Source organism: Streptomyces sp. PsTaAH-137, from assembly GCF_003259365.1.
GTDB lineage: Bacteria > Actinomycetota > Actinomycetes > Streptomycetales > Streptomycetaceae > Streptomyces.
The window spans coordinates 135749-161555 of the sequence record NZ_QLLY01000005.1 but is presented as its reverse complement, the minus strand read 5'-3'; the positions used below and the strand labels follow the sequence as shown (position 1 = coordinate 161555).

Genomic DNA, 25807 nt, shown 5'->3' with positions numbered 1-25807 from the left:
CAGTCTGGAACTCCGTTGCGTGGTACGGGACATGAGGGTTTCTCCAGGGGCGTGGAAGGGGCGTGGAAGGGTGTGGGGGAGGTCAGTGGGCGGGGACGGTCTGCACGGTCCCCGTGTGCCGGGCCCGTTCCGCGGCGAACGCCGCGAGATGGCTGCCGAGGGACGCCGTCGTCCCCGAGCGCACGGCGGCCGGGTCGCCGGTCGCGACGGCCCGCACGAACGCCTCGACGAGTGCGGTGTCGCCGCCGCCGTGCCCGTCGGCCGCGTTCGACCCGCTGGCACCGAGCTCGTGCACGACGGTCTCGCCGGTGCGGAAGTCCTGCACGGTGACCCGCTCGCCGTCGCCGCGCAGCCAGCCGTGCGAGCCGAAGATCCGGGTCTGCCGGTGCGTCTGCTCGGTGAAGGCGACCATCTGGAACGTGGCGGTCACCCCGTCCGACAGCTGCATGGCGAGGACCTGGTGGTCGACCACGTCGTTGTCGGAGCGGTAGACGCACATCCCGTACGGGCCCTCGCGCAGCGCGGTGAGCAGCCCGGCCTCGTCGGTCGCCTCCGTGACATGCGTGACCGGCCACACCGGACCCCGCTCGCGGAGCGTGGGGACATACAACTTCAAGGCGCTGTAAGGGCACTGGGCCTCGACCGCGCAGTCCAGGCAGCGTTCGCCGGAGCCCTCCGGGGCGTTCCCGGGTGTGAAGTGCCGCAGCCCGCCGAAGCTCGCGACCTGCTCGATCCGGGCGTCGCCCAGCACGTACGAGAGCCAGTCCAGGTCGTGACAGGACTTGGCGAGCAGCATCGGGGAGGAGTCCCTCTCGCTGCTCCACGGCCCGCGGACGTAACTGTGCGCGTAGTGCCACCAGCCGACCGGCTCCAGATGGTCGACCGACACCAGCTGCCCGAGCACTCCCGAGTCGACGACCTCCTTCACCAGGTCCGTGTACGGCATGTACCGCATGACGTGGCACACGGCGAACAGCACGCCGGCCTCCCGCACCCCCTCGACGAGGGTCCGCGTCTCCTCCTCGGTCGGCGCGAGCGGCTTCTCGGCGAGGATCGCGTACCCGGCGCGGGCGAGCGCCAGGACCGGTTCGACGTGGTCGCGGTCCTGGGTGGCGACGATCACCGCGTCCGCGATCCGCTCCTCGGCGAGCGGCCGCCAGTCCTCGTACTGGACGGGCGCCCCGGACGCGGCCCGCGCGGCGGGGCGCGGGTCGGCGACCGCGACCAGCTCGGCCCGCTCGGGGTGCTGCTTGATCCACTCGGCGTAGGTGAGGCCGCGGTTGCCCGCGCCGACGAGGGCGACGCGGACCGGGCGGCCGGTGATCGGGGTGTGCGTGGACACGAGGGTTCCCTGGAGGTGTCGGTGGGCCGGGGTGTCAGTAGCGGACGGTGCCCGCGGTGTGGGCGACGCGCGCGCCCTCGTCGGGGAGGGCGGCGCGTTCGACGCCGTCCTCGACGCAGCCGGTGTGCAGCAGATGGCTGCCGGAGCCGGCGAACGCGGCGGCGCGCAGGTCGAGCCGCCCGCCGGTGAAGGTGCATCCCGTGGCGCGGTACCGGTTGACGCCCTCGGTGACGAGCAGATGCGCGGTCTTCGCGTCGGCGGCGTCGGAGGTGACTCCGGACAGCTCCCAGGTGACGGTGCGCTCGGCGCCGCCCGCCCGGGTGAGCAGGGCGTCGTCCCTGGTGCCGCCGCCGACGCGGAGCCCGTCGGCGCGCAGTCGCTGGTCCTTGGCGCCGGTCAACGTGACCCCGGTGTCCTTGAGTTCACCGCCGTGGAAGGTCAGCTCGCGGTGCGCGTACGAGACCGCGGCCGCGTCCGCAGCGCCGGTGAGGGTGCAGCCGTCGAGGGTGAGCGGGCCGGTGCCGTTGAAGGCGGCGCCACCGACCCCGGTGAGGGTGACGCCGCGCAGGGTGAGCGGATCGGCGACGTCCGCCTTGGTGATCTCGGCGCCGGACGCGAACGCGAAGCTCGAATCGGCGATCACGTTGGGGCGCTTCGACCGCGACGAGGCCTGCGACACGATGAGCGGGCCGCTCGCGGTGCAGCCCCGCATCTGGATGCCGTCGGCGTTCACCCACAGCATGCCGGAGCCGTCGAGGGACGGCTTCCCGATGACGGTGACGTCCTCCAGGGTGAGGTCGGTGACCTTGACCCGGGCCACGAACCACGAGCAGGCGTGCCGCCGCACCGTGATCCGCTTGGCCGCGCCGCCCCAGGCGGCACCGGAGTTCGCGAACGTCATCAGACCGGAGTTGCCCGTGTACACGAGGTCGTGCTCGAACTGGCCGTGCGTGACGAACGGGCCCTGGTCGTCCCCGTCGCCGTGACAGTTCGTCACATAGCAGTAGGCGGAGGCCGTGAAGTCGTTCAGATGCCGGGCGTTGGAGGTGTGACAGTCCTCGACGTGCCCGTACAGGCAGTAGATCTGCTGGGTCAGATAGCCGGCGCCGCCGTACGTCACGGACTTCGGGTTGGCCAGCGAGCACTGCTCAGTGCGGAAGAAGGTGCACCAGCGGCGCATGACCACGGGCCAGAAGGTGCCGGTCGCCTCAATGCCGGAGACGTCGCAGCGGACCGCGTACTCGTACGACACCGGGTGCGAGCCGGTGAGTTCGTCGTCGCCCGCGCCCTCGAAGACGAGGTTGCGCACATGGGCGCCGTCGACCGGCTCGACCCGCGTCCAGGTGAGCGTCCGCCCCGCCGCGAGGTCCCAGCCGATCTGGTAGCCGACGCGGATGTGCGTGCCGTCGACGACATCGGTGACCTGGACGAGCCGCTGGATCTCCTTCTCGTACTTCCCCGACAGGGCGTCCACCTCGACGGCCCACCACTGGCCGGCCTTGAACAGACCGGAGTCGCCGACCTCGAACAGGTCGGAGAGGTCAGGCATCGCCGCGCCCAGCTTGTGGGTGTGGGTGGTGTCGGTGGGGGTGCCGCGGAAGGCGAGGACGGCGCCGAAGGGGTTGTCGTGGGTGTTGGCCTCGATGCCGGTGGTGAGCATGCGGTGGCCGTGGAAGTCGAGTTCGATGCGGGAGCGGTGCCACAGGTGGCGCTTGGTGAAGAGGAGGTCGGTGTGGGCCTCGATGCGGTGGACGGCCGGGTCGTCGACCATGGCGTCGAGGGCGGCGTCGGCGGGGGTGTCGGCGTCGAAGTGGCCGAAGGTGCGGAAGTCCAGGACGCCGGTGTGGAGTTGGTGCCAGCGGCCCCGGGCGGTGGTCTTGGCGGGGGCGATGACGGTGCCGCCGTTGTGGGCGGCCCGGGAGCCGGCGTCCCAGCGGACGGCCATGGCGCCGCCGTCACCGGGCGTGCGGTAACCGGCGACGATCACGACCGCCCCGTCCCGGACACCCTTCACGGCGCGCAGTTCGGCGACGGTGTCGACGTGACCGACATCTTCCTGGGACGCGGCCTGCGCGGTGCCGGTGGCCGCGACAGTGCCGACGACGGCGAGGCCGGCGAGGCCGGAAGCGCGCAACAGGGCGCGGCGATCGGTTCTCGTGGTCGTGCTCGGATGCTGCGGAACGCTCATGACGGACTTCGCCTTCCGAGAAGTGCCGAAGGGAGGGGAGCGTTCCTGCGGGGTGCTGCCGTGACGGCGGATGGCTGAAAGCGACCGTTCCTGAGGCGACTCAGGGTGCGTCCCGGTGACATGGGCAGGTACCGGGGAGCGGATCGATCGAGGTGAAGTGCCGGTGATGAAGCGACAACCGGCTGATGGCCCAGGACCGTACGTCGAACGATTCCAGCCGTCAAGCCCCGCCAGGGCCGCGGGGCTGTGCCAATGTGTGGCTCCGCCGCGTGGGCGCGGCCGGCTGATCGGGCCCCGTAAGGGGCGCGGGGAACTGCGCGACCAGCCACACACGACCCGCGCCCGCACACCAAGAGACCCCTGAACGGCGCCTAGGCGGACCCCTCGAAAACCCAGCCCAACGCCGAACTGACCGCCCGCGCAGCGTCCCGCACTTGACCGCCCAACTCTTGGTACTTCCAGGCAGGCAGCCCCAACTTCAGCCCCGTGATGCTGATCGCCCCGACACACACCCCGTGATCGTCCCGCACGGGCGCCCCGATGCAGATGATCCCCTCGGCGTCCTCCTCGTCGTCGAGCGCGTACCCGACCCGGTCGATGTCCTTGAGGTGGGCGAGGAACGTGGCGGGATCGGTGATCGTACGAGGAGTGCGCCGAGGCAGCCCGAACCGCTCGACGACCCGCGCCGCCTCGGCCTCCGGCACCGCCGACAGCAGCGCCTTGCCGAGCCCGGTGCAGTGCGGCAGCTCGCGCTGGCCCATGCGCAGATCGAGGCGGACCCGCTGGTCCAGCTCGACCTGGTCCACGACCACCGCGTGGCCGTCCTCGGGCACGGCGAGCCGCGAGGCCATCCCGGTCCCGGCGGTCAGCTCCCGCAGCACCGGCTGGGCGACCCCGCGCAGGGACACCTGCGACCGGGCGCGGTCGCCGAGCCGGGCGAGCCCCATGCCGAGGCGGTAGCGCCGGCTCATGCCCTCGCCGTCGTCGGAGACGAGACCGTACGAGCGCAGTGTCTGCAGCGTGCCGAACGCGGCGCTCTTGGAGATCCCGCAGGTCTGCGCGACCTCCGTGACGCTCAGGCCGTTTCCGGGCGCCGGGGCGGCGAGGACTTCGAGGATGTCGGCGGCTCTGGCGACGCTCTTGACCCAGTACTTCGGCTCGGCCGGTGGGGAGTCTGGGCCCTCACTGTTCGTCATGGCCGAACAGTCTAGTCACATCCTGTTCTGGATGACGCCCGAAGGGGGTTGACCGGCCCGGGAACCGGTCGTAGTCTCCAGACGTGTTCTGCACCACAGAACGCTGTTCTGAAAATTCAGAACGTCTGTGAGAACACTTCCTGCGGAGACTGCCGGGCGGATGGCGCCAGGGTGCACGGGCCGGGCAGGGCCCCTGACATCGACGACTCTCGACGCAAGGAGCAAGCCCCATGAGTGCAGGCCCGGACGCCACCTCCGGAGCCCGGATCGCCGAGCGCGCCCGCACGGTCGTGCCCGGCGGTGTGAACAGCGGCCAGCGCAGCATCCCCGGCCTCACCGATCTCGTCGTCACCGGCACCGGAGGCGCCCGCTTCCGGACCGCCGACGGCCGCGAGTTCACCGACTTCCACGCCGCGTTCGGCCCGCCGCTGCTCGGCCACAACGACCCCGACGTGGCCCGCGCCGCCGCCGAGGCGGGCGCCCGCCTCGGGCACATGGGCGTCGGCGTCACCGAGGGCGAGGTCGCCCTCGCCGAGCAGCTCGTCGAGCTGATCCCGTCCGTCGAGAAGGTGCTGCTCACCTCGACCGGCAGCGAGGCCACGTTCCACGCGCTGCGCGTCTCCCGCGCCGCCACCGGCCGCCGCCTGATCGTCAAGTTCCAGGGCTGCTACCACGGCTGGCACGACGCCGTGAGCCTCAACGTCATCTCCGCACCCGAGAAGGTCGGCTCCCACGACCCGATCTCCACCGGCATCCTGCCGGAGGTCCTCGACGCCACCCTCGTGCTCCCCTTCAACGACAGCGACGCCGTCCGTCGCGCCTTCGCCGAGCACGGCCACGACATCGCCGCCGTCATCGTCGAGCCCGTACCGCACAACGTCGGTGCCCTCCTGCCGCACCAGGAGTTCCTGACCACCCTGCGCGAGGAGACCGTCAAGGCGGGCAGCGTGCTGGTCTTCGACGAGGTCATCACCGGCTTCCGGCACGACCTCGGCGGCTGGCAGTCCATCTGCGGCGTCACCCCCGACCTGACCACCCTCGGCAAGGCCATTGCCAACGGCGCGCCCGTCGGCGCCATCGGCGGCCGCGCCGACCTGATGGACCTCTTCTCCACCCGGCCCGGCGCCCCCGCGTTCTTCGCAGGGACCTACAACGGCCACCCGTCCGTGGTCGCCGCCGCCCTCGCCACCCTGCGCAAGCTGCGCGAGGAGCCGGTCCACGCCCACGTGTACCGCCTCGGCAACCGGGTCCGCGCCGAACTCGCCGCGCTCTACGACCGGTTGGGCGTCCCGGCCGTCGTCACCGGGCACGGTTCCGTCTTCGTCTCGTACTTCATGCCGGGCCCCGACACCCCGCGCACCTACGACGACCTCCTCGCCAACGACGCGTCACTGTTCGTCGGCTACCGGCGCAAGCTCCTCGACCACGGTCTGTTCGAGCTGCCGCTCAACCTCAAGCGCAGCCACATCAGCTACGCGCACACGGACGCCGACGTCGACCGGCTCCTCGAAGGCACCGAGGCCGCCGTGAAGGCCGTCCTCGCCGAGGGCGGCGCCCGCGACCTGGAGAACACGTCGACGATGGGCGGGGCGGTCAACTGATGCTCACCGTGAACACCACCCGCCCGGCGGGCCCCGCAGGACGCATCACCCGCGTCGAGACCCTGATGCTCGGCACCGCCTGGCGCGACTTCGGCTACGTCCGCGTCCACACCGACGAGGGCCTGTCCGGCATCGGCGAGATCACCCACCCCTACCGGGGCCAGGAGGTCTGCGCCCTCACCGAGTCCCTCGCCCGCCGCCACCTCATCGGCGCCGACCCCTTCGACATCGAGGAAGTCTGGCTGCGGCTCTACCAGGGCGACTTCCTGCGCGGCGGCGACATGGGCGGCATCGCCCTGTCCGGCCTCGATCAGGCCATGTACGACCTGATGGGCAAGGCCCTCGGCGTCCCTGCTTACCGGCTCACCGGCGGCGCCTGCCGCGACCGCGTCCGCGTCTACGCCAACGGCTGGTACAACGGCGAACGCGAACCGGACGTCTTCGCCGCCAAGGCCCGCTCCATCCTCGAAAAGGGCTTCACCGCCCTGAAGTTCGACCCGTTCGGCCCCGGCCTGCACGAGCTGGAGCGCGCCGAACTGCGCCGCTCCGTCGACCTCGTCGCAGCCGTCCGCGAGGCCGTCGGACCCGACATCGACCTCTTCATCGAGGGCCACGCCCGGTTCGCCATGCCGACCGCGGCCCGGCTGCTGCGCGAGCTGGAGCCGTACGACATCGGCTGGTTCGAGGAGCCGCTGCCCTGGACCCACATCGAGCGCTACGCGGAGCTGCGGCAGCGGGCCCCGTTCCCCATCTCCGGCGGCGAGCACTTCCACAACCGCTACGAGTACAAGCAGCTCTTCGCCACCGAGGCCGTCGACATCATCCAGCCCGACCTGTCGATGGCCGGCGGCTTCACCGAGGTCCGCAAGCTCGCCGCGATCGCCGACACCCATGGCATGCTCGTCGCCCCGCACAACTCCAACTCGCCGCTCTGCACGACCGTTTCGGTGCACGCCGCGCTCGGCATCCCCAACTTCAAGATCCTGGAGACCTTCGACGGCCTCCTGGAGGACTACGTCTTCGAAGCCCTCAAGGGCACCCTGCCGCTCGCCGCCGACGGACACATCGACCTGCCCAAGGAGCCCGGCCTCGGCGTCGAACTCGTCGACGAGGTCTTCGAGGAGCACCCGCCGACCCACCGGTTCTGGAACATGTTCGCCGAGGGCTGGGAGAAGAGGAACCGGGCATGATCGTCGACGTCCACTCCCATCTGTTCCGGCACAGCCACGACTTCACCGACCCGTTCGCCTCCGACTCCGCCCGCGCCCACGAGGGCGAGGTCGACCTCACGGTCACGTGGGACGAGTACGCGGCCAGTTCGCCCGCCGACACCCGCACGATCGTCGTCGGCGGCAAGGCCCGCCGCAGCGGCCTGTGGGTCGACGACACGGCCGTCGCCGCCTACGTCGCCGAGCACCCCGACCGCCTGATCGGCTATCTCGCCCTCGACCCCACCCAGCCCGGCTGGCAGGACGAACTGCGGTACGGACACCAGGAACTGGGCCTGCGCGGCATCAAACTGATGCCGATGTACGCGGGATTCGACCCGGCGGCCGAGGAGTACGACGAGCTGTACACGTATGCCGAACGGCACGGCCTGCCGCTCCTCGTGCACACCGGCACCACCTTCGTGTCGGCGGCGCCGCTGGAGTACGCGATGCCGCGCCACCTCGACGCCGTCGCCATCCGACACCCCGAACTGCGCATGGTCCTGGCCCATCTGGGCCATCCGTTCGAGGGCGAGTGCATCGCCGTCATCCGGAAGCACCCGCACGTCTACGCGGACATCAGCGCCCTGCACTACCGGCCGTTCCAGCTCTGGCACAGCCTTCGGCTCGCCCAGGACTACGGCGTCCTGCACAAGCTGCTGTTCGGCAGCGACTACCCGTTCACCACCGTCGACGACTCGGTGAAGGGGTTGCGGGAGATCGCCGCGATCCCCGGCATCCCCGGCCTCCCGCCGCTGGACGCGGACGCGGTGGAGGCCATCATCGAACGCCCTTCCCTCGATCTCCTGGGGCTGTCGTGAGCGCCGGGGCGCGGGGCGTCGACCGCTTCGACCTGACGGGCCGCACCGCGCTGGTGACCGGTGCGGCCCGGGGCCTCGGCCGCGCGTTCGCCGTCGGCCTCGCCGAGGCGGGCGCGGACCTCGTCCTCGTCGACCTGCCGGGAGCCGAGGGCATCGGCACCACGGCCGCCGCCGTCGAGAAGCTCGGCCGCCGCGCGTGGAGTTACGGCCAGGACCTGTCCCGCACCGAGGAGCTGGCCGCCTTCGCCGACACCGTCCGCGCCGACTGCGGGCCGCTGCACATCCTCGTCAACAACGCGGGCACGGCCGCCCTGGAACGGGTCGGCGAGATCACCCCGGCGAGCTGGGCGGCGGTGATGCGGGTGAACGTCGACGCCGTCTTCTTCCTCACCCAGCGCGTCACCGAGCACATGGTCGCCGACGGAGTCCGGGGCCGCGTCATCACCATCACCTCGAAGAACGCGCTGGTCGCCGAGGCCGGCCTCGCCCACTACAACGCGTCCAAGGCGGCGGCGCAGCTCCTCACCGAGACCTACGCGGTGGAGCTGGCCCCGCACGGCATCACCGCGAACACCCTCGCCCCGGGCATGGTCGAGACGCCGATCGACGGGGAGTTCCCCTTCGACCGTGAGGCGTTCGAGGCCGCCTACCGCGAGCGCATCCCGCTCGGCCACTACGCCCAGCCGGACGACTGCGTCGGGGCGCTGCTGCTGCTCGCCTCCGACGCGGGTGCGTACCTCACCGGTGCCCGGATCGTCGTCGACGGCGGCGTGCTCGCCGACCAGATGCCCCGGATGCGGTTCATGCCGCCGTACAGCAACTCACTTACACGCAAGGACAACTGAGGAGTGACGTCCCGATGGACGAGTCACGCAGACGGGCCCTGCTGCTGTCCGGGCTGACCGGGGTGGGCGTCCTGACCGCCGCCCCCGGCACGGCGTACGCGGCGGCCCGGGAAGACGCCGCGTACGTCGACACCGTCGCCGCGTTGCGGGCGGTGAAGGGTGTTCGGGACGGGGCGGTCGTGATCGTCGCCGGTTACCGCACGCCCGGTGACGGCGGCGGCATGGCCGTCCGCTGGGACGCCGGCTCCCGGGCCGCCCACAACGGCGGCACCGTCATCGCCCCCGCCAAGACCACCGCCCGGGGCCGCTGGCACCAACTCCACACCGGAGTCCTCGACTTCCGCACCTTCGGCCACTTCGACGCCGACACCCCCGCCGACGCCGCCCTGGACGCCATGGTCGACGACCCGGCCGTCCACCGCATCGAGGCCCACACCGACCTCCTGTTCACCAAGCGCCATCTGTGGCACCGCTCCCGCATCGAACTCGACTTCCACGGCCACCGCATGCTCACCACCGGCATCGAGGCCAACACCCACGACAACCCCTTCGGCGCCGTCCTCGCCTTCCGCGGCACCCCCACCGACACCACCCACACCTACGCACTGCCCGCCGAGGTCATCGAGCTGACCGACACCTTCCCCGTGCCGGACGCGGCCGTCTTCACCGTCGGCCAGTGGTGGACGGTGCAGGTCGACCCGGTCGCGGGCGGCGGACGCGACGAGCGGGAACTGCAGAAGCTCGTCGAGATCACCGAGATCGTCGACGGCACCCACATCCGCGTCGGCTACCTCAACGGCTGGCCCCTCGCCCAGGGCCGCACCCTCACCTGGACCCGCGTCGAACCCGTCCGCGCCGCCCATGTGCGCAACCTCGTCTTCGAGGGCGCGGGCGACGACGAGTACACCGGCTCGCACCCCGTGTCCTACGAGTACGCGGTGGACTGCGACGTCTCCGGCATCCACGCCACCGGCTCCTTCTGGCCGGTGATCATGCGCCGCTGGTGCACCCGGTTCCGTACCGAGCAGTGCTCCCTGAAGAACCCGCCGACGGTCGAATACGGCGGCGCCGGCTATCTCACCCAGCAGATCTACTGCCTCTACGGCCGGATCGCCGACTGCACCACCAGCAACGTACGCCACCTCAACGACCTGACGGCATCGGCCTACTGCACCGTCGTCAACTGTCACGGCGACGGCGACGACGCGGGCGGCAACCCCTTCACCACCCACGGCCAGTACGAGCACGACCTGCTCTTCGACGGCAACTCCGGCCTGATGGACATCGCCAACTCCGGCGCGCAGTGGGGAATCTCGGCCCAACGCATCACCGTGCGGCGGCACACCTGCTCCTGGTTCACCGCCAGCACGAAGATCACCGATCTGACCCTGGAGGACGTCACCGTCATCGCCCGCCCCACCTTCGACCGGGCGGGCACCCTCACCGTCAACGCCGACGGAGCGCAACTGCGCGGCTGCACCGCGAAGACCTTCGCCGTCGCCCAGCGCTCGGCGCGCTCCACGCGGCCCACCGTGATCAGCGACTGCGTCTTCAGCCCGCCCGCGGGCACCGTCCTCGTCCAGACCCCGGTGACGGCGCCCGTCCACTTCGTCCGCTGCGTGATCAAGGAGGCCGACGGGCTCGTCCTGCGCGGCGCGGGCCCCGTTCACCTCACCGACTGCACCGTCGAGGGCGCCCCGGCCGCCGCGCCGCTGTCCGTCGGGTCGGCCCAACTCGTCATCGAGGGCGGCACGTTCACCGACACCGGCATCGAACTGAGCGCCGTGCGCGACCAGCGCCTCCAGATCGCCGGGGGCGTCCGCATCACCGGAACGAACAAGGCCAAGGCGCTCCTCGGCCGCGCCGCCGGCGGCTCCGGCACCGTCACCTGGCAGCTGACCGGCACCGCGTCCAGCACCGACGACGCGGCCACCGCCCATGTCCGGATCGCCGACGGCACCAACCACTACGCCGCCACCGGCTGCCGCTTCACCGGCGGCCGCCTGCACCTGGAGCCCGCCGCCTGCGCCGACGTCCTCCACACCGCCTGCGTCGAGCAGGGAACCATCCGCAGCGCCCTGCCGAAGGACGGCGACCACGTGCGCACCGAGGGAAACCTCCTCCTGTGATCCCTGAGCCGGTGATCCGCACCGCCACCCCCGCCGACGAACCCGCCCTGTACGCGCTGTGGGCCCGGTGCTTCGGCGACGCCCCGCACCTGCCCGCGCTGTACGCCCTCGACGACGGCCGCCACCACCGCACCTTCGTCGCCGCCGGACCTGACGGAGCCCTCGACGCCGTCGTCGTGTACGTCCCCCGCACGGTGCGCGACGTGCACGGCGTCCCGCACCGGATCGGCGGCATCGGCAGCGTCGCCACCCGGCCCGAGGCGCGCGGCAGGGGACTGGTCCGCGCGCTGCTCGCCGAGGCGACGGCGACCATGTCCGGGGAGGGCTGCGGCTGGTCCCTGCTGTTCACCGGCACGCCCGGCGTGTACGAGAGTTCGGGATGGCGGACGTTCGCGCGGCCGCACGCCGAGGGGCCGCTCGCCGCAGCGCCGGAGGCCCCCGGCGGCGTACGCGAGGCACGCTCCGTCGACCGCGCACCACTGGCCCGCCTCCAGGAAGCCCACAATGCCCACCGGCCGCTCAGCTCCGTTCGCTCGGCCGACGACTGGCGGGTGCGGGTGCCCGCCTGGTACGGCGCCGACACGCTCCAGCTGGTGGCCGAGGACGGCGCGGGCGGGCTGCGCGGCTGGCTCGTCGCCCGGATCGCCGACGGGACGGCGGAGGTGCTGGAGGCCGCGGTCGCCGCCGACGACTGCCTGGGCACCCTGTATGCGGCACTCGCCGTCCGCGCCCGCGCGGCCGGAGCCGTCCGGGCCCGCACCGCGGTCCCGGCCTCGCCCGGCGCCGAGCACGCCCTGCCCCGGCTGCTGCGGTCCGGCGCCGTGACGAGGGGGACCGACACGACAGGCATGTACCGTCCGCTGCTCACCCCGGCCCGCACCGTGGAACGGACAGTGGCCGCGCCCGGCGCCGCCTACTGGTACGGCGACTCCTTCTGATCCTCCCGAGAGCACGCCGTCCGGCTGGCCCAGCTCGCGGCCTGCGCCGCGTGCGCCGAGTCGGTTGGTGCGCGGTGGGCACCTCGGCGGTCTCCGTCTTCGGCGGCGGCTACCCGGGATACGGGGCGAACATCGGCCCCGCGACGGTCTTCGGCCACCAGGTCGGCCGGGACATCGCCGCCCACGCGAAGGAGCGGGACGCCCGGCCGGAGTAGGCCCCAAGTCCCATTAGGTAAAGGGGTGTTGGCGTGCGGTGCGGGCGTCTCAGGCGAGGTCGCCGATGGACGTCTGCAGCCGCTCGCTCGCCATCCGCATGTGCTCGGCCATCGCCCGGTCCGCGGCCTCGGGGTCGCGCGACCGGATGGCCTCCAGCACGGCGTCGTGCTCGCAGAGGGTGCCGGTGACGGTGCCCTCGATGTCGTTCACTCGCTCCATCCAGACCTGGAGCAGCGCCCGGATGCTGTGCAGGATGTCGCTCAGCACCGTGTTGCGCGCGATGTTCGCGCACTCCAGATGGAAGGCGATGTCGGCGTCGACGAACGCCTTGACGTCCCCGCCCGCCTCGCGCATGTCCCGCAGGTGCTCCTCCAGGCGCGCCACGTCCTCGTCGGTGGCCCGCTCGGCCGCGAGCCGCGCCGAGACGCCCTCCATGTACGTGCGCACCTCGACCAGGTCCTGGGTGCGCCGCTGCCCGAGCATCAGGCCCCAGTTGATCGCGCGCGGCAGGAACTCCGACGTGCCCTCGCGCACGTACGACCCCGAACCCGGCCGGATCTCGACGATGCCGAGCACGTCGAGCGCGGACAGCGCCCCGCGCACGCTGGAGCGCGCCACGCCCAGCGCCTCGGCGAGCTGGCGTTCGGCCGGCAGCCGGGTGCCCGGCCTGATGTTGCCCGCCGAGAGGTGGTCGAGCAGCCGCTTGGCGACCTCGCTCACCGAGGACTCCCGCACCACGGGGCGCAGGAGCCGGGCGAGGTCCGGCTGGGGTTCTGAGGCGGCGGAAGCGGGCTGACTGGTCACGGTCACCAGTAGACCAGACCGCCCGCCGCGACCGGCTCCCGCCCGCGTTCTGCGCCCTCCCACCTGCTTTGTCAAGGGTTCAACCACGACGGGGAAGTGCGACGCTCACCACATTGGTAAATTGGTGACCAATTTGAGAATCGGGCATAGCGTGACGACCGGATCGGCCCACCGGGTGGGGTCAGCCCCCGCTGACGTGTCCCGTGCGCCGAGAGTGCCGCCAGTCCGGACAGAGTTGTCCGGAGAGTCGAGGAGCCGCCATGCCTGCCAGCACCGCGCCACCCGTGCCGGAGTCGCGATCAGCCGTCGAGACGTCGGCCATCAGGAAGATCTCGATCCGTCTCGTGCCCTTCGTGGCCCTGATGTTCTTCGTGAACTACCTGGACCGGACCGCCGTGTCGTTCGCGGAACCCAACGGGATGGGTGACGACCTGGCACTCACCGCCGCCCAGTTCGGCTTCGCCTCCGGGGTCTTCTTCATCGGCTACATCGTGCTCGAGATCCCGAGCAACATGGCCCTGCACCGCTTCGGCGCCCGCCGCTGGCTCGCCCGGATCATGGTCACCTGGGGCATCGTCTCGCTCCTCTTCACCTGGGTGAACAGCAGCGGCGAGCTCTACACGCTGCGCTTCCTGCTCGGCGTCGCCGAGGCCGGCTTCTTCCCCGGGGCCATCCTCTTCCTCAGTCAGTGGGTGCCCAGCCGCCACCGCACCAAGATCCTCGGCCTCTTCTACCTCGCCCAGCCGCTGACCACGGTCTTCGGCGCCCCGCTCGCGGGCTGGCTGATCGGCCACCACGGCCTGTTCGGCCTGGAGGGCTGGCGCGTGATGTTCCTCTTCGTGTCCATCCCGGCGATCCTGCTCGGCGTCATCGCCTGGTTCTACCTGATCGACCGGCCCGCCGACGCGAAGTGGCTCACCACCGAGGAGAAGGACTGGCTCACCGGCGAACTCGCCGCCGAGAACTCCGGCAAGACCGGCCACGAGGCCGCCCATGCCAAGGGCGACCTGAAGGCCGCCTTCACCAACGGCCGGGTGTGGACCCTCGCCCTCGTCTACTTCGGCTTCGTCTACGGCCTGTACGCGCTCGCGTTCTTCCTGCCGACGATCATCAACGGCTTCCAGGAGCAGTACGACACCACGTTCAGCGTGATGGACAAGGCGTGGATCACCGCGATCCCGTACCTGCCCGCCGCCGTCGTCCTCTTCTTCTGGTCCCGCCACGCCACCCGGCACGGCACCAGCACCTGGCACGTCGCCGCCCCGGCGATCGTCGGCGGCATCTCGATCCCGCTCGCGCTGTACATGGGCTCGCCGACCGCGACCGTCGCCGTCATCACCGTCACCGCCTGCTCGATCTTCGCCGCGCTGCCGGTGTTCTGGGCCCTGCCCTCCCGCTTCCTGACCGGAGCGGCCGCCGCCGCGGGCATCGCCCTGATCAACACTGCGGGCAACCTCGCGGGCTTCGCCGCCAGCTACATCACCGGCTGGCTCAAGGACTGGACCGGCGCCTACTACGTGCCGCTCTACCTAGTGGGCGCCCTGATGCTGCTCTCCGCCGCGCTGATGATCCGGCTCGCCTCCCGCACGCGCACCACCACCGAGAAGGACCTCCTGCGATGACCCGCCTCTACAACGACCCCGCAGCCTTCGCCGACGAGGCCCTCGAAGGGTTCGCCGCCGCCCACCGCCGCTGGGTGCGCCCCGTCCGGGGCGGCGTGGTCCGCGCCACCGCCAGGACGCCCGGCCAGGTCGCGGTGGTCATCGGCGGCGGCTCCGGCCACTACCCGGCCTTCTCCGGGCTCGTCGGCCAAGGCCTCGCGCACGGCGCCGCCGTCGGCAACGTCTTCGCCTCGCCGTCCGCCCAGCAGATCGCCACGGTCGCCCGCGCCGCCCAGGCCGACGGCGGCGTCCTCCTCCTCTTCGGCAACTACGCGGGCGACGTCCTCCACTTCGGACAGGCCGCCCGGACCCTGACCGCCGACGGGATACCCACCCGCACCTTCGCCGTCACCGACGACATATCCAGCGCCGCCCCCGCCGAGTCCCACAAGCGCCGCGGCATCGCTGGTGACCTGCCCGTCTTCAAGGCCGCGTCCGCCGCCGCCGAACAGGGCCGACCGCTGGAGGACGTGGCGCAGGTCGCCGAGCGCGCCAACGCCCGTACCCGCTCCTTCGGCATCGCCTTCTCCGGCTGCACCCTGCCGGGCGCGGACCACCCCCTGTTCACCGTCCCCGAGGGCCGCACCGCCGTCGGCCTCGGGATCCACGGCGAACCCGGCATCGGCGAGGAGGCCGTGCCCACCGCCGACGAGGCCGCCGATCTCCTCGTCTCCGCGCTCCTCAAGGAACTCCCCGAGGACGTCACGGGCCCGCGCGGACAGCGCGCCGCCGTCATCCTCAACGGCCTCGGCTCGGTCAAGTACGAGGAACTCTTCGTCGTCTACCGCCGCGTGGCCCGGCTGCTCGACGAGGCCGGGGTCACGATCGTCGACCCCGAGGTCGGCGAACTCGTCACCAGCTTCGACATGGCCGGCGTCTCCCTCACCCTGACCTGGCTCGACGACGACCTCGAAGCCCTGTGGACCGCGCCCGCCGATACCCCCGCCTTCCGCAAGGGCGCGGTCCCCGAGGCCGCCCCCGCCGACGAGGAGCCGGACGACACGGCGCCCGAAGAGCGGTCCTACGAGGCGACCGAGGAGTCCCGGGCCGCCGCGGCCACCGCCCTCGACGCGCTGCGCCGCCTCAAGGAGACCGTCGACACGCACGCCGACGAACTCGGCCGCATCGACGCCGTCGCCGGTGACGGCGACCACGGCATCGGCATGCGGCGCGGCTCGGCCGGCGCCCACACGGCCGCCGAACGCGCAGCGGCCTGCGGAGCGGGCGCCGGTTCGCTGCTGGCCGCCGCCGGGGACGCCTGGGCCGACAAGGCGGGCGGCACCTCCGGCGCCCTGTGGGGCATCATCCTGCGCTCCCTCGCCGACGCGCTCGGCGACACCGAACGGCCGACCCCGGCGACCGTCGCCCACGGAGTCCGCGCGGCGTCGGACGGCGTCCGCGAGACCGGCGGCGCCGAGGTCGGCGACAAGACCATGGTCGACGTCCTCGTCCCCTTCGCCGAGAACCTGTACCAACAGGTCGCGTCCGGAGCGGAGTTGACCGCCGCCTGGGACACCGCCGCCACCGCCGCCGAGCGGGCCGCCCGCGACACCGCGCACCTGCTGCCCCGCATGGGCCGCGCCCGTCCGCACGCCGAGAAGTCCCTCGGCACGCCCGACGCAGGCGCGCACTCCCTCGCCCTGATCGTCCGCGCCGTGCACGGCGCGCTCGCCCCCCGCCGCTAACTCCCCCTAAGGACACCAGAGATGAGCGACAAGCTGCGGATCGTCGTCGGCTGCGACGACGCCGGACTCCAGTACAAGGAAGCCCTCAAGCGGGACTTCGAGGCCAGCGGCCTCGTCGCCTCCGTCACCGACGTGGGCGTGGACGCCGACGGGCACACCGCCTACCCCGAGATCGCCATCGCGGCCGCCGAACTCGTCGCCCGCGGCGAGGCCGACCGGGCGCTCCTCGTGTGCGGCACCGGCCTCGGCGTCGCGATCGCCGCCAACAAGGTCAAGGGGATCCGCGCGGTCACCGCCCACGACTCCTTCTCCGTGGAGCGCGCGATCCTCTCCAACAACGCCCAGGTGCTGACCTTCGGCCAGCGCGTCGTCGGCCTCGAACTGGCCCGCCGCCTCGCCGCCGAATGGCTCACCTACCGCTTCGACGAGACCTCCCCGTCCGCCGCGAAGGTCCAGCTCATGGTGGACTACGAGAGCGAGTCCGAGGCCGCGTGATGACACCCCCCGTCCTGCTCGGGGTGAGCCTGAAGATGTACTTCGGCCACCACGACACCCTCAACTGGGCGCGCAAGACCGTCGAACTGGCCGACACGCACCCCGCCGTCACCAGCGGCGCCGCCCGCCTCTTCGTGCTCCCCGCCTTCCCGGCGATCGTGCCCGTCGCCGGCATCCTGGCGCGTAGCGCCGTCGCCGTCGGCGCCCAGGACATCGCCACCGAGGACGCCGGCGCGTACACCGGCGAGGTCTCCGGCTCCTACCTGTGGGAGATCGGCTGCCGCTACGCCGAGGTCGGCCACGCCGAGCGGCGCCGCCTGTACGGCGAGGGCGACACCGTGGTCGCCGCCAAGACCGCGGCCGCGCTGCGCAACCGGCTCACGCCCGTCCTGTGCGTCGGCGAACTCGACCCCGTCGACCCCGCGGAGGCCGCCCGCCGCACCGTCGCCGAGGCCGCCCGCCTCCTGTACGGCCTGCGCGGCAGCGTCGTCCTCGCCTACGAGCCGCAGTGGGCCATCGGCGCCCCCGAACCCGCCTCGCCCGACCACATCACGACGGTGTGCGGCGCGCTGCGCGCATGGCTCGACTCCCGTCCGCAGCACGCCGGTTCGACCGTGATCTACGGCGGCAGCGCGGGCCCCGGCCTGCTCACCCGGCTCGGCGACTCCACCGGCGGACTCTTCCTGGGCCGCTTCGCCCACGACCCGGCGGCCGTCGGCCGGATCCTCGACGAGATCGAGGCCATGAAGTCCCCCGCGGCGGTGGCGTGATGGCGTACGGCATCAGCACCTACGCCTACTTCTGGCGGATCTCCGAGCGCGCGCCCAAGCCGCTGTCGCTCCTCGACATGCTCGTCGACACCAAGGAACTGGGCGGACAGGTCTTCCAGATCTGCGACTACCCGGCCATCGAGACCTACGACGCCGCGCGCCTCGCCGACGTCAAGGAAGCCGCCCGCGACCTCGGCCTCACCCTGGAACTCGGCACCCGAGGCATCACCCCCGAGCACCTGCTCAAGTACCTCGACATGGCCGAGCAGTTGGGCGTGAAGCTGGTCCGCTCCATGACCCACACGCCCGCCCTGCGGCCCACGGTCGACGAGGCCGCGGCCCTGCTCGGCGAGGCCGTGCCGCGGTACGCGGCGGCCGGGGTCACCCTCGGCCTGGAGACGTACGAGCAGATCGCCACCGACGACCTGATGCGCATCGTCCGCGCCATCGACGACCCCCACCTCGGCATCGTCCTCGACCCGGGCAACAGCGTCGCCCGCCTGGAACGCCCGGCCGACGTCGTCGCGGCCACCGCCGCGCACACCGTGAACATCCACGTCAAGGACTTCGCCTTCACCCGCCGCGACGGCTGGGTCGGCTTCACCTACGCCGGCTGCCCGCTGGGCACCGGCCTCCTGGACCACGCCGCCATGATCGCGGCGGTCCGGCCGCACGAGCGCGGCATCAACCAGATCGTGGAGCACTGGCTCCCGTGGCAGGACGAGGGCTTCGAAGCCACCGTCCGGCTCGAACACCAGTGGACGCACACCAGCATCACCACCCTTCTGAGGAGCGCATGACCATGGCCACCGAGAACAAGACCGTCGCCGTCATCGGGGCCGCGGGCAAGATGGGCCAGCGGGTCTCCAACAACCTGGTGAAGAGCGACTTCCGGGTCCTCTTCAGCGAGGCGTCCGAGAAGGGGCAGGAACTCATCCGCTCCCTCGGCCGCGAACTGACCGACTCCGACGTCGCGGCCAAGGAGGCCGACGTCGTGATCCTCGCGGTCCCCGACATCGTCCTCGGCACCGTCTCCGAGCAGTTGGTGCCGCTGATGAAGCCCGGCGCCGTCGTCCTCACCCTCGACCCGGCCGCCGCCTACGCGGGCCTGCTCCTCGCCCGCGACGACGTGCACTACGCCTGCGCCCACCCCTGCCACCCGTCGGTCTTCCTGGAGCGCACCACCAAGGAGGAGTGGCAGGACACCTTCGGCGGCATCGCCGCCCCGCAGGAGGTCGTCGCCGCGTACGAGGGCGGCGACGCCGACAAGCAGGCGCTCGCCGACTCCGTCATCCGCGTCATGTACGCGCCCGTGGTCGACGTCCACTGGGTCACCGTCAAGCAGCTCGCCGTCCTGGAGCCGACGCTCGTCGAGACCATCGCCTGCATGGTCGGCGCGCTGCTCACCGAGGCTCTGCACGAGACCGTGCACACCGTCGGCGTCCCCGAGAAGGCGGCCCGCGCGATGCTCCTCGGCCACACCCAGGTGGCCCTCGCCAACACCCTCAAGGGCTCGAACCCGTTCTCGGACGCGTGCCTCATCGCCATGGACTACGGCCGTGAGTCGATCGTCCGTGACGACTGGAAGAAGGTCTTCGACGACGCCGAGCTCGACAAGGTCATCACGCGCATGCTGAAGATCAAGGAGATCAAGCGCTAGGCGGCCGCCGACCGCTCTCCGGGGCGCTCAACTCGTCGTAGAGAAGGGCGCAGTCGCCCGTCTGGCCGGTGCGGTACGCGGCTCGCGCGACCAAGTGGGCGGCGACGGCGCTGGTCAGGAGCTGGAAGAAGGCGACGAGGGCGAGCGTGCCGAGGTCGACCCCGGAGCGCAGCCGCAGCGCGAGACCGGCCACGAGCAGCAGCATCCCGAACGTCTGCGGATTGGTCGCGGTGGCGCTGCGCGTGAGGACGTCGGGCAGCGTGAGCATCCCGATGACGCCGGCCAGACAGACCGCGGCACCCAGGAAGAGCAGGATCGAGCCGGCCAGATCGGCCGTCTGCTGCCAGGCGTTCACGGGCGCTCCTTGGTGCCCGCGCGGTCGCGGGAGGCGATGAACCGGGCGATGCCGACCGAGCTGGTGAAGCCGAGGAAGGCGAGGACCAGCATGATCGACAGGTAGTAGCGGGTCCGGGTCATCGCCGCGTCCACCCCGATCCCCGCGATGATCAGCACCGCCGCCACGTCGACGGCGACGGCCCGGTCCAGCATCGAAGGGCCGCGCCAGATGCGGATGAGCAACAGCACGCCCGCGAGGACGATCAGGGTCAGGGCGGCGTTGAGCAGGATGTCGTTGGCCAGCCTCACGAGCCGCTCTCCTTTCCGGTGGGGGAGGACGGATCGGGGTCCGCCGCGATCCGGGCGATCTCCTCGCGCGTACCGAAGGCCCGTACGACCAGGGCCTCCAGGCGCCACACGTCGCGGCGCGAGCGGGGTGCCGTCGCCGGGTCGTCGGCGTCGCTCACGTGCAGGTACAGGGTGGCCGTCGCGGCGTTGACCTCGACGAGGGCGCCGCCCGGCACGCTGGAGACGGCGACGGCGGTCGCCGCGATCATCAGATCCGTACGGCAGCGCAACCGAACCCGCAGCACGGCGGCCGGACGACGGCGCCCCGTCAGCGCGTGCCGGGTCACGACGACGCTGGACGTCACCATGTCGACCAGCAGATATCCGGCGAGCCGCAGAATGCCGCGCGGACGCAGCCGCAGATCGAGGTCGACGGCCGGCAGCGGGAACGCCAGGCACAGGATGACCGCGACCACGACACCGCTGATGAGGTTGCCCCAGGTGAGGCCCGACCACAGCAGCATCCAGATGACGGTCAGCCACGCGATCAGCGGCCAGTCGAGGCGGCGCCGGCGCGCCGCGAGAGCGGGGGAGTTCACGGTCCGAGCACCGCCTTGACGTAGGGGGTACGGGCGAGGAGTTCGGCGGCCGAGCGGTCGGCCAGGCCGGTGAGCGGGGTGGCGAGCACGGTGTAGGAGAGGCCGAGGGCGACGGCCGCCGCGGTCGCCGCCGTCATCACGCGCGGGATCCGGGCGGTGGTGCGCACGACGGTCTTCGTCATCGGTCCCGAGCCCTCCTCGGGATCCGAGTCGGGATCGTCGCTCTCCTCCAGGACATCGCCCTCCACGGGGAGTTCGGTCGTCGCGGGCCCCCGCCAGAACGCCAGGTTCCAGACCTTCACCATCACGTACAGCGTCAGCAGACTCGTCACCGCCGCGCCCGCGAGCAGGACGTACGCCCAGGCGCCGCCGTCCGCCGCGCCCGCGCGCATCAGCCCCAGCTTGCCGATGAAGCCGGACAGGGGCGGGATCCCGGCGAGGTTCATCGCGGGCACGAACCACAGGGCGGCCAGCAGCGGGGCCGTTCTGGCCGCACCGCCGAGCCGGGTCAGCTCCGTGGTCCCGTACCGCTTCTCCAGCAGCCCCGCCGCCAGGAACAGCGTCGTCTGCACGGTGATGTGGTGGGCCGTGTACACGATCGCGCCGCCGATGCCGCCCCGGCTGCCGAGCGCGAGCCCGAACAGCATGAAGCCGATGTGGCTGACCAGCGTGAACGACAGCAGCCGCTTCAGGTCGGTCTGGGCGACCGCGCCGATGATGCCGATGACCATGGACGCGAACGCCACCGCCATCAGGACGGCCGACAGCCGGTTCCCGGGGAAGAGCAGCGTCTCGGCGCGGATCATCGAGTACACGCCGACCTTGGTGAGCAGGCCCGCGAAGACCGCCGTCACCGGCGCGGGCGCCGTCGGATACGAGTCCGGCAGCCAGGCCGCGACCGGGAACGCGGCGGCCTTCACCCCGAACACGGTGAGCAGCAGCACCTCGGCCATGGTCCGTACACCGAGCGGGAGTTCGGGCAGCCGCACGGCGAGCTGAGCGAAGTTCACGGTGCCCGCCGCCGCGTACGTCACGGCCACTCCGGCCAGGAACACCAGGGAGGAGACCAGAGAGACCACGACATAGGTCGAACCGGCGCGGATGCGCGGCTCGGTGGCGCCCACCGTCAGCAGCACGAAGCTGGCCATCAGCATGATCTCGAAGCCGACGTAGAGATTGACGAGGTCGCCCGCGAGGAAGGTGAGCGACACCCCGGACACCAGCACCAGGTACGCCGGGTGGAAGACGGCCAGCGGCGCGTTCTCCTCGCGGTCGGCCATGTCCTGGCCCATCGCGTACACCAGGACGATGAGGGTGACGGCGCCGGACACGGTCAGCATCAGCGCGGCCAGCCGGTCGGCGACCAGGGTCACGCCCAGCGGCGGCCCGAAGTCGCCGAGATGCACCACGAGCGGGCCGATCCGGTCGGACTCGACGAGCAGCACCAGGTCGACGGCGACGACCCCGGCGAGCACCCCGACGGTGATCAGCCGGTGCAGCCAGCGCAGCCGGGGCCCGATGAACAGACTCAGGCCGCACACCGTGAGCGGCATGACGACGGGCAGCGGAACGAGAGCGTTCACCGGGTCTCCTCCGGATCGGTGCCGAGCACGTCGTCCCACAGGTCGCCGGACGAGTCCCGGGCCCGCGCCTGGAAGGCACGGTCCGCGCGGATCCGGTGGCGCTGCTCGCGGCGTTCCTCGCGCCAGGCCCGCTTGCCCTCCTCGCGGTGCTGCTCGCGCAGCTCGTGGCGTTCCTCGGCGATCTGGGCGCGCAGCACCACGCGCCGGTCGGCGATGTCGTCCGGCACGAAGTCCGAACCGGTCAACTGGCTGCTGCGGTAGGCCATCGCGAGCACGAACGCCGTGGTGGCGAGCGTGATCACGACGGCGGTCAGCACGATGGCCTGCGGCAGCGGATCGGTCACCCGGGCGTGCGAGACACCCGGGTACAGCAGCGGGGGAAGGCCCGCCCGCCCGGCCGAGGCGAGGACGAAGAGATTGACGCCGTTGCCGCACACGATGATGCCGATCAGCACCCGCGTCAGACTGCGGGTCAGGATCAGCATCCCGCCCGCGGCGACCAGCACGATGCCGCAGACCAGCAGGGTCGCACTGACGGTCACCGGCGCTCCTCACCGGCGAGCGCGAGACCCGCCCTGTACTCGGTCTGCTGGTCGATCTTGGAGCCGAGGGCGCGGACGACGTCGAGCACCACGCCCAGCACCAGCAGATACACGCCGAGGTCGAACAGGACGGCGGTGCCCGCGTGCCAGTCGCCGATCAGCGGCAGATGCCCGTGCCAGGTCCAGGCGTGCAGCACGGTCCCGTCGGCGAGACCCACGAGGGCGACCCCGGTCGACAGGGCGAGGCCGAGGCCGGTGAAGAAGCCCGGGTGCACCGGGGCCGCGGCCGCCAACTCGTGTCGGCCACCCGCGAGGTAACGGATGGTCAGCGCGACCCCGGCGACCAGGCCGCCGACGAAGCCGCCGCCCGGCAGGTTCTCCGCGCACAGCAGCAGATACACGGACAGCATCAGGATCGGGTGGAAGACCAGTCGGGCCACCACCTCGAAGACCACCGACCGGTGCTCGGGCGCGAGCGTGTCCCCGGCCACCAGCCAGCTGCGCTCCGGCGCGCCCTGCCGGTACTTGGCGGGCACCCGGAGCCGGGACGTGGCCAGCGACCACGCCGTCACCCCGCCCGGCAGCCGGGTCGGGGGCGAGGCCGCCCGGCCCTGCCTGCGGTGCACGTAGAGCAGGCTGGTCACGCCGAGCACCGCGACCGCGAGGACGGCGGACTCGCCCATCGTGTCCCAGGCCCGGTAGTCCACGAGGATCGTCGCGACGACGTCCTTCAGGCCGTGGTGCGCGGTCTCCTCGGTCATCGCGGCCCCGGCCGGTTCCGCGGTGCGCGCGCCCGCCGCGAGCCACACCGCGCAGGCCACCACGGCGCCGCTGCCCAGCGCGAGCAGCACGCCCGTCAGGCGGCGGCGGATCTTCTGGGAGTCGCCGAAGAACACCGGAAGGCGCCGCAGGACGAGCACGAGCACCACCGTCGACACGGTCTCCACGCCGAACTGGGTGAGCGCGAGATCGGGGGCGCCCTGCACGATGTACAGCGCGGCCGTGCCGTACCCGGTGAGGCCCGCGAGCACGGCGGCCTTCATCCGTCGCTGCACCAGCAGGCACATCAGGGCGCAGGCGCAGGTCAGCGCGCCGACACCGGCCTGCCACGGGGAGTCCCACACGCGGGGCGCGGGGGTGCCGGCCCAGGGCAGGTCGGTGGCGAGGACCGCGACGAGCCCGGCGAGCATGACCGCGAGGACCGTGGCCACGTACGCGGGCAGCGAGCCCTTCTGCACCGAGCCCGTCACCTGGAGGGACGAGCGTTCCAGGCCGAGGACGATCCGGCCGAACACCTCGTCGGCCTTGGGCCAGGCGAGCCGCCGGCCGAGCCGCACCACCGGCTCCCGCGCGAGGAACAGCGCGGCGCCGCCCGCCCAGGCGAGTGCCGACAGACCGAGCGCGAGCCCGAAGCCGTGCCACAGCGCGAGGTGGTAGGGGTGCTCGGGCACTGGGTAGGCGTGCGCGTACTCCTCGAAGAGCCCGGCCAACAGGCCGATGCCGGGGCCGAACACGAGACTGCCGAGCGCGAGCAGCGCGGGCGGGACGAGCAGCCCCGCGCCGACCCGGTGCACCGGGGTGTCGGCGACGCCGGGCTTGCGTGCGAAGGCGCCCCACAGGAAGCGCAGGGTGTACGCGGTGGTGAGCGCGGAGCCGACGACGATCAGCGCGAGGGACCACCGCTCGCCGGTGCCGCCGTGCGCCAGCGCGTCGAACGCGGCCTCCTTCGCGGCGAAGCCGAGCAGCGGCGGAAGCGCGGCCATCGACGCCCCGGACACGACGGCGACCGCGCACACCCACGGCAGCGACCGCCCCACGCCGGAGAGGCGCCGCAGATCGCGGGTGCCCGCCGCGTGGTCGACGATGCCGGTGACGAGGAACAGCGGGGCCTTGAACAGCGCGTGGCCCAGGATCATCGCGACGGCCGCGAGCGCGGTGTCGTACGTCCCGGCGCCCGCGAGCACGACGAGGAACCCCAGCTGGCTGACGGTCCCGTAGGCGAGCACGATCTTGATGTCGTTGAGCCGCAGCGCACGCCAGCCGGCGAGCAGCATCGTCGCCGTGCCGAGGGTCAGCAGCACCGGCCGCCACGGCGTGACGTCCGAGAGGGCCGGGGCGAGCCGCGCGACCAGGTAGACGCCCGCCTTGACCATCGCCGCCGCGTGCAGATAGGCGCTGACCGGGGTGGGCGCGGCCATCGCGTTGGGCAGCCACAGACTCAGCGGCCACACCGCCGACTTGGCCAGCGCCCCGCACAGGATCAGCACCACGGCCACGGTGAGCGCGGCGCTCGGCGCGGGCGGCGCCTCGACGATCCGCGAGATGCGGTAGGTCCCCGCGAGTTTCCCGAGCATCAGGAACCCGACGAACATCGCGAGCCCGCCCGCCGCCGTGACGGTCAGCGCCTGGAGCGCCGAGCGGCGGCTGCCGCGCTTCTCGCTGTCGTACCCGATGAGCAGGAACGACAGGACGGTCGTCAACTCCCAGAACAGATAGAGGATCATCAGATCGTCGGCCAGGACCAGGCCGAGCATCGCGCCCGCGAACGCGAGGAGGTTCCCGCCGAACTGGCCCAACTGGCGGGTGCCGGGCCGGAAGTAACCGGCGCAGTACACCAGCACCAGCGCCCCGATCCCGGCCGCCAGCAGCACCATCACGAGCGACAGCGCGTCGAGCCGGAACGCGGCCTCGACGTCGTACGCCCCGATCCAGGACCAGGTCTCGGTGCTCGGCCGCCCCGACGCCACGTCGCCCCACCGGGAGAGCGCCCAGCAGAGCGCCGCCAGGGGCGGCAGGGCGAGCACGAGGAAGGCGCGCGGGCCCGCTCTGCGGACCAGCGGTGCGGCGCAGAGCGCGACGGCGAAGTGTGCGAGGACCAACAAGGTCATGAACCATGCATA

General features: G+C 72.1%; 23 protein-coding genes. 13 read left to right on the top strand and 10 right to left on the bottom strand.

Features of this window, described 5'->3' with window-relative positions; genetic code table 11:
* Positions 1–82 precede the first annotated feature (82 nt).
* The 3 genes from K377_RS12560 to K377_RS12550 all read right to left on the bottom strand — a co-directional run bounded on the left by K377_RS12560 (position 83) and on the right by K377_RS12550 (position 4726).
* A complete protein-coding gene (locus K377_RS12560; protein ID WP_111663365.1) occupies positions 83–1342 on the bottom strand; it encodes a Gfo/Idh/MocA family protein in 1260 nt (419 codons plus the stop codon).
* A gap of 34 nt (positions 1343–1376) precedes the next feature.
* Complete coding sequence (locus K377_RS12555) at positions 1377–3530, bottom strand: peptidase C14 (protein WP_237551968.1); 2154 nt, start codon at positions 3528–3530, stop codon at positions 1377–1379.
* 371 nt (positions 3531–3901) lie between these two features.
* Positions 3902–4726 (bottom strand): IclR family transcriptional regulator, encoded by an 825-nt coding sequence (locus K377_RS12550; RefSeq protein WP_111663364.1) that lies wholly within the window; start codon positions 4724–4726, stop codon positions 3902–3904.
* Positions 4727–4956: 230 nt separating this feature from the next.
* Here K377_RS12550 and K377_RS12545 point away from each other — a divergent pair, with 230 nt between their 5' ends.
* From K377_RS12545 to K377_RS41650, 7 genes are read left to right on the top strand one after another with little or no spacing between them, the layout of a single operon-like run.
* Positions 4957–6327 (top strand): aspartate aminotransferase family protein, encoded by a 1371-nt coding sequence (locus K377_RS12545; RefSeq protein ID WP_111663363.1) that lies wholly within the window; start codon positions 4957–4959, stop codon positions 6325–6327.
* Positions 6327–7517, top strand: coding sequence for a mandelate racemase/muconate lactonizing enzyme family protein (locus K377_RS12540; RefSeq protein ID WP_111663362.1), 1191 nt, complete (start codon positions 6327–6329; stop codon positions 7515–7517). Before K377_RS12545 ends, K377_RS12540 begins: the two co-directional genes overlap by 1 nt.
* Positions 7514–8356: an amidohydrolase family protein gene (locus K377_RS12535; protein WP_111663361.1), complete on the top strand. Its 843-nt coding sequence runs from the start codon at positions 7514–7516 to the stop codon at positions 8354–8356. Before K377_RS12540 ends, K377_RS12535 begins: the two co-directional genes overlap by 4 nt.
* Positions 8353–9201 (top strand): SDR family NAD(P)-dependent oxidoreductase, encoded by an 849-nt coding sequence (locus tag K377_RS12530; RefSeq protein ID WP_111663360.1) that lies wholly within the window; start codon positions 8353–8355, stop codon positions 9199–9201. The genes K377_RS12535 and K377_RS12530 overlap by 4 nt, the downstream gene beginning before the upstream one ends.
* Before the next feature lie 14 nt (positions 9202–9215).
* A complete protein-coding gene (locus K377_RS12525) occupies positions 9216–11330 on the top strand; it encodes a peptidase C14 (RefSeq protein WP_181512551.1) in 2115 nt (704 codons plus the stop codon).
* A complete protein-coding gene (locus tag K377_RS12520; protein ID WP_258395026.1) occupies positions 11327–12268 on the top strand; it encodes a GNAT family N-acetyltransferase in 942 nt (313 codons plus the stop codon). The genes K377_RS12525 and K377_RS12520 overlap by 4 nt, the downstream gene beginning before the upstream one ends.
* A gap of 50 nt (positions 12269–12318) precedes the next feature.
* Positions 12319–12483: a hypothetical protein gene (locus K377_RS41650; protein WP_181512569.1), complete on the top strand. Its 165-nt coding sequence runs from the start codon at positions 12319–12321 to the stop codon at positions 12481–12483.
* A 49-nt stretch (positions 12484–12532) separates the two neighbouring features.
* Here K377_RS41650 and K377_RS12515 read toward each other — a convergent pair whose 3' ends face one another.
* A complete protein-coding gene (locus K377_RS12515; RefSeq protein ID WP_111663359.1) occupies positions 12533–13294 on the bottom strand; it encodes a FadR/GntR family transcriptional regulator in 762 nt (253 codons plus the stop codon).
* Positions 13295–13548: 254 nt separating this feature from the next.
* Between K377_RS12515 and K377_RS12510 the strand changes: the two genes are divergently transcribed.
* The 6 genes from K377_RS12510 to K377_RS12485 are packed head-to-tail and all read left to right on the top strand — an operon-like array spanning position 13549 to position 19559.
* Complete coding sequence (locus tag K377_RS12510; protein WP_111663358.1) at positions 13549–14910, top strand: MFS transporter; 1362 nt, start codon at positions 13549–13551, stop codon at positions 14908–14910.
* Complete coding sequence (locus K377_RS12505) at positions 14907–16634, top strand: dihydroxyacetone kinase family protein (RefSeq protein ID WP_111663357.1); 1728 nt, start codon at positions 14907–14909, stop codon at positions 16632–16634. The genes K377_RS12510 and K377_RS12505 overlap by 4 nt, the downstream gene beginning before the upstream one ends.
* Before the next feature lie 21 nt (positions 16635–16655).
* Positions 16656–17129 carry a ribose-5-phosphate isomerase gene (locus K377_RS12500; RefSeq protein ID WP_111663356.1) on the top strand — a complete coding sequence of 158 codons (474 nt, stop codon included), beginning with the start codon at positions 16656–16658 and terminating at the stop codon, positions 17127–17129.
* A complete protein-coding gene (locus tag K377_RS12495; protein WP_111663355.1) occupies positions 17129–17899 on the top strand; it encodes a triose-phosphate isomerase family protein in 771 nt (256 codons plus the stop codon). The genes K377_RS12500 and K377_RS12495 overlap by 1 nt, the downstream gene beginning before the upstream one ends.
* Positions 17899–18699, top strand: coding sequence for a sugar phosphate isomerase/epimerase (locus K377_RS12490; protein WP_111663354.1), 801 nt, complete (start codon positions 17899–17901; stop codon positions 18697–18699). Before K377_RS12495 ends, K377_RS12490 begins: the two co-directional genes overlap by 1 nt.
* The gene (locus K377_RS12485; protein WP_375605921.1) at positions 18696–19559 is read left to right on the top strand and encodes a phosphogluconate dehydrogenase C-terminal domain-containing protein; all 864 of its coding nucleotides are present in this window, start codon (positions 18696–18698) and stop codon (positions 19557–19559) included. Before K377_RS12490 ends, K377_RS12485 begins: the two co-directional genes overlap by 4 nt.
* On the opposite strand, the gene mnhG is transcribed toward K377_RS12485, so the two are convergent.
* Genes mnhG through K377_RS12455 form a run of 6 tightly spaced genes read right to left on the bottom strand, consistent with a single transcriptional unit; the run spans position 19549 to position 25795 of the window.
* Positions 19549–19914, bottom strand: coding sequence for a monovalent cation/H(+) antiporter subunit G (gene mnhG / locus K377_RS12480; protein WP_111663353.1), 366 nt, complete (start codon positions 19912–19914; stop codon positions 19549–19551). The genes K377_RS12485 and mnhG overlap by 11 nt on opposite strands.
* Positions 19911–20204 carry a monovalent cation/H+ antiporter complex subunit F gene (locus K377_RS12475; RefSeq protein ID WP_258395025.1) on the bottom strand — a complete coding sequence of 98 codons (294 nt, stop codon included), beginning with the start codon at positions 20202–20204 and terminating at the stop codon, positions 19911–19913. The genes mnhG and K377_RS12475 overlap by 4 nt, the downstream gene beginning before the upstream one ends.
* Positions 20201–20782: a Na+/H+ antiporter subunit E gene (locus K377_RS12470; RefSeq protein ID WP_111663352.1), complete on the bottom strand. Its 582-nt coding sequence runs from the start codon at positions 20780–20782 to the stop codon at positions 20201–20203. Before K377_RS12470 ends, K377_RS12475 begins: the two co-directional genes overlap by 4 nt.
* Positions 20779–22365, bottom strand: coding sequence for a Na+/H+ antiporter subunit D (locus tag K377_RS12465; RefSeq protein WP_111663351.1), 1587 nt, complete (start codon positions 22363–22365; stop codon positions 20779–20781). The genes K377_RS12470 and K377_RS12465 overlap by 4 nt, the downstream gene beginning before the upstream one ends.
* Complete coding sequence (locus K377_RS12460; RefSeq protein ID WP_111663350.1) at positions 22362–22907, bottom strand: Na(+)/H(+) antiporter subunit C; 546 nt, start codon at positions 22905–22907, stop codon at positions 22362–22364. Before K377_RS12460 ends, K377_RS12465 begins: the two co-directional genes overlap by 4 nt.
* Positions 22904–25795, bottom strand: coding sequence for a Na+/H+ antiporter subunit A (locus K377_RS12455; protein ID WP_111663349.1), 2892 nt, complete (start codon positions 25793–25795; stop codon positions 22904–22906). Before K377_RS12455 ends, K377_RS12460 begins: the two co-directional genes overlap by 4 nt.
* Between the last annotated feature and the right edge of the window lie 12 nt (positions 25796–25807).

What these genes read in the sequence shown, in the direction of transcription:
- K377_RS12555 (WP_237551968.1), bottom strand. Translation starts at nt 3,530, where the DNA reads ATGAGCGTTCCGCAGCATCCGAGCACGACCACGAGAACCGATCGCCGC.
- K377_RS12550 (WP_111663364.1), bottom strand. Translation starts at nt 4,726, where the DNA reads ATGACGAACAGTGAGGGCCCAGACTCCCCACCGGCCGAGCCGAAGTAC.
- K377_RS12545 (WP_111663363.1), top strand. Translation starts at nt 4,957, where the DNA reads ATGAGTGCAGGCCCGGACGCCACCTCCGGAGCCCGGATCGCCGAGCGC.
- K377_RS12540 (WP_111663362.1), top strand. Translation starts at nt 6,327, where the DNA reads ATGCTCACCGTGAACACCACCCGCCCGGCGGGCCCCGCAGGACGCATC.
- K377_RS12535 (WP_111663361.1), top strand. Translation starts at nt 7,514, where the DNA reads ATGATCGTCGACGTCCACTCCCATCTGTTCCGGCACAGCCACGACTTC.
- K377_RS12525 (WP_181512551.1), top strand. Translation starts at nt 9,216, where the DNA reads ATGGACGAGTCACGCAGACGGGCCCTGCTGCTGTCCGGGCTGACCGGG.
- K377_RS12510 (WP_111663358.1), top strand. Translation starts at nt 13,549, where the DNA reads ATGCCTGCCAGCACCGCGCCACCCGTGCCGGAGTCGCGATCAGCCGTC.
- K377_RS12505 (WP_111663357.1), top strand. Translation starts at nt 14,907, where the DNA reads ATGACCCGCCTCTACAACGACCCCGCAGCCTTCGCCGACGAGGCCCTC.
- K377_RS12500 (WP_111663356.1), top strand. Translation starts at nt 16,656, where the DNA reads ATGAGCGACAAGCTGCGGATCGTCGTCGGCTGCGACGACGCCGGACTC.
- K377_RS12495 (WP_111663355.1), top strand. Translation starts at nt 17,129, where the DNA reads ATGACACCCCCCGTCCTGCTCGGGGTGAGCCTGAAGATGTACTTCGGC.
- K377_RS12490 (WP_111663354.1), top strand. Translation starts at nt 17,899, where the DNA reads ATGGCGTACGGCATCAGCACCTACGCCTACTTCTGGCGGATCTCCGAG.
- K377_RS12485 (WP_375605921.1), top strand. Translation starts at nt 18,696, where the DNA reads ATGACCATGGCCACCGAGAACAAGACCGTCGCCGTCATCGGGGCCGCG.
- K377_RS12455 (WP_111663349.1), bottom strand. Translation starts at nt 25,795, where the DNA reads ATGACCTTGTTGGTCCTCGCACACTTCGCCGTCGCGCTCTGCGCCGCA.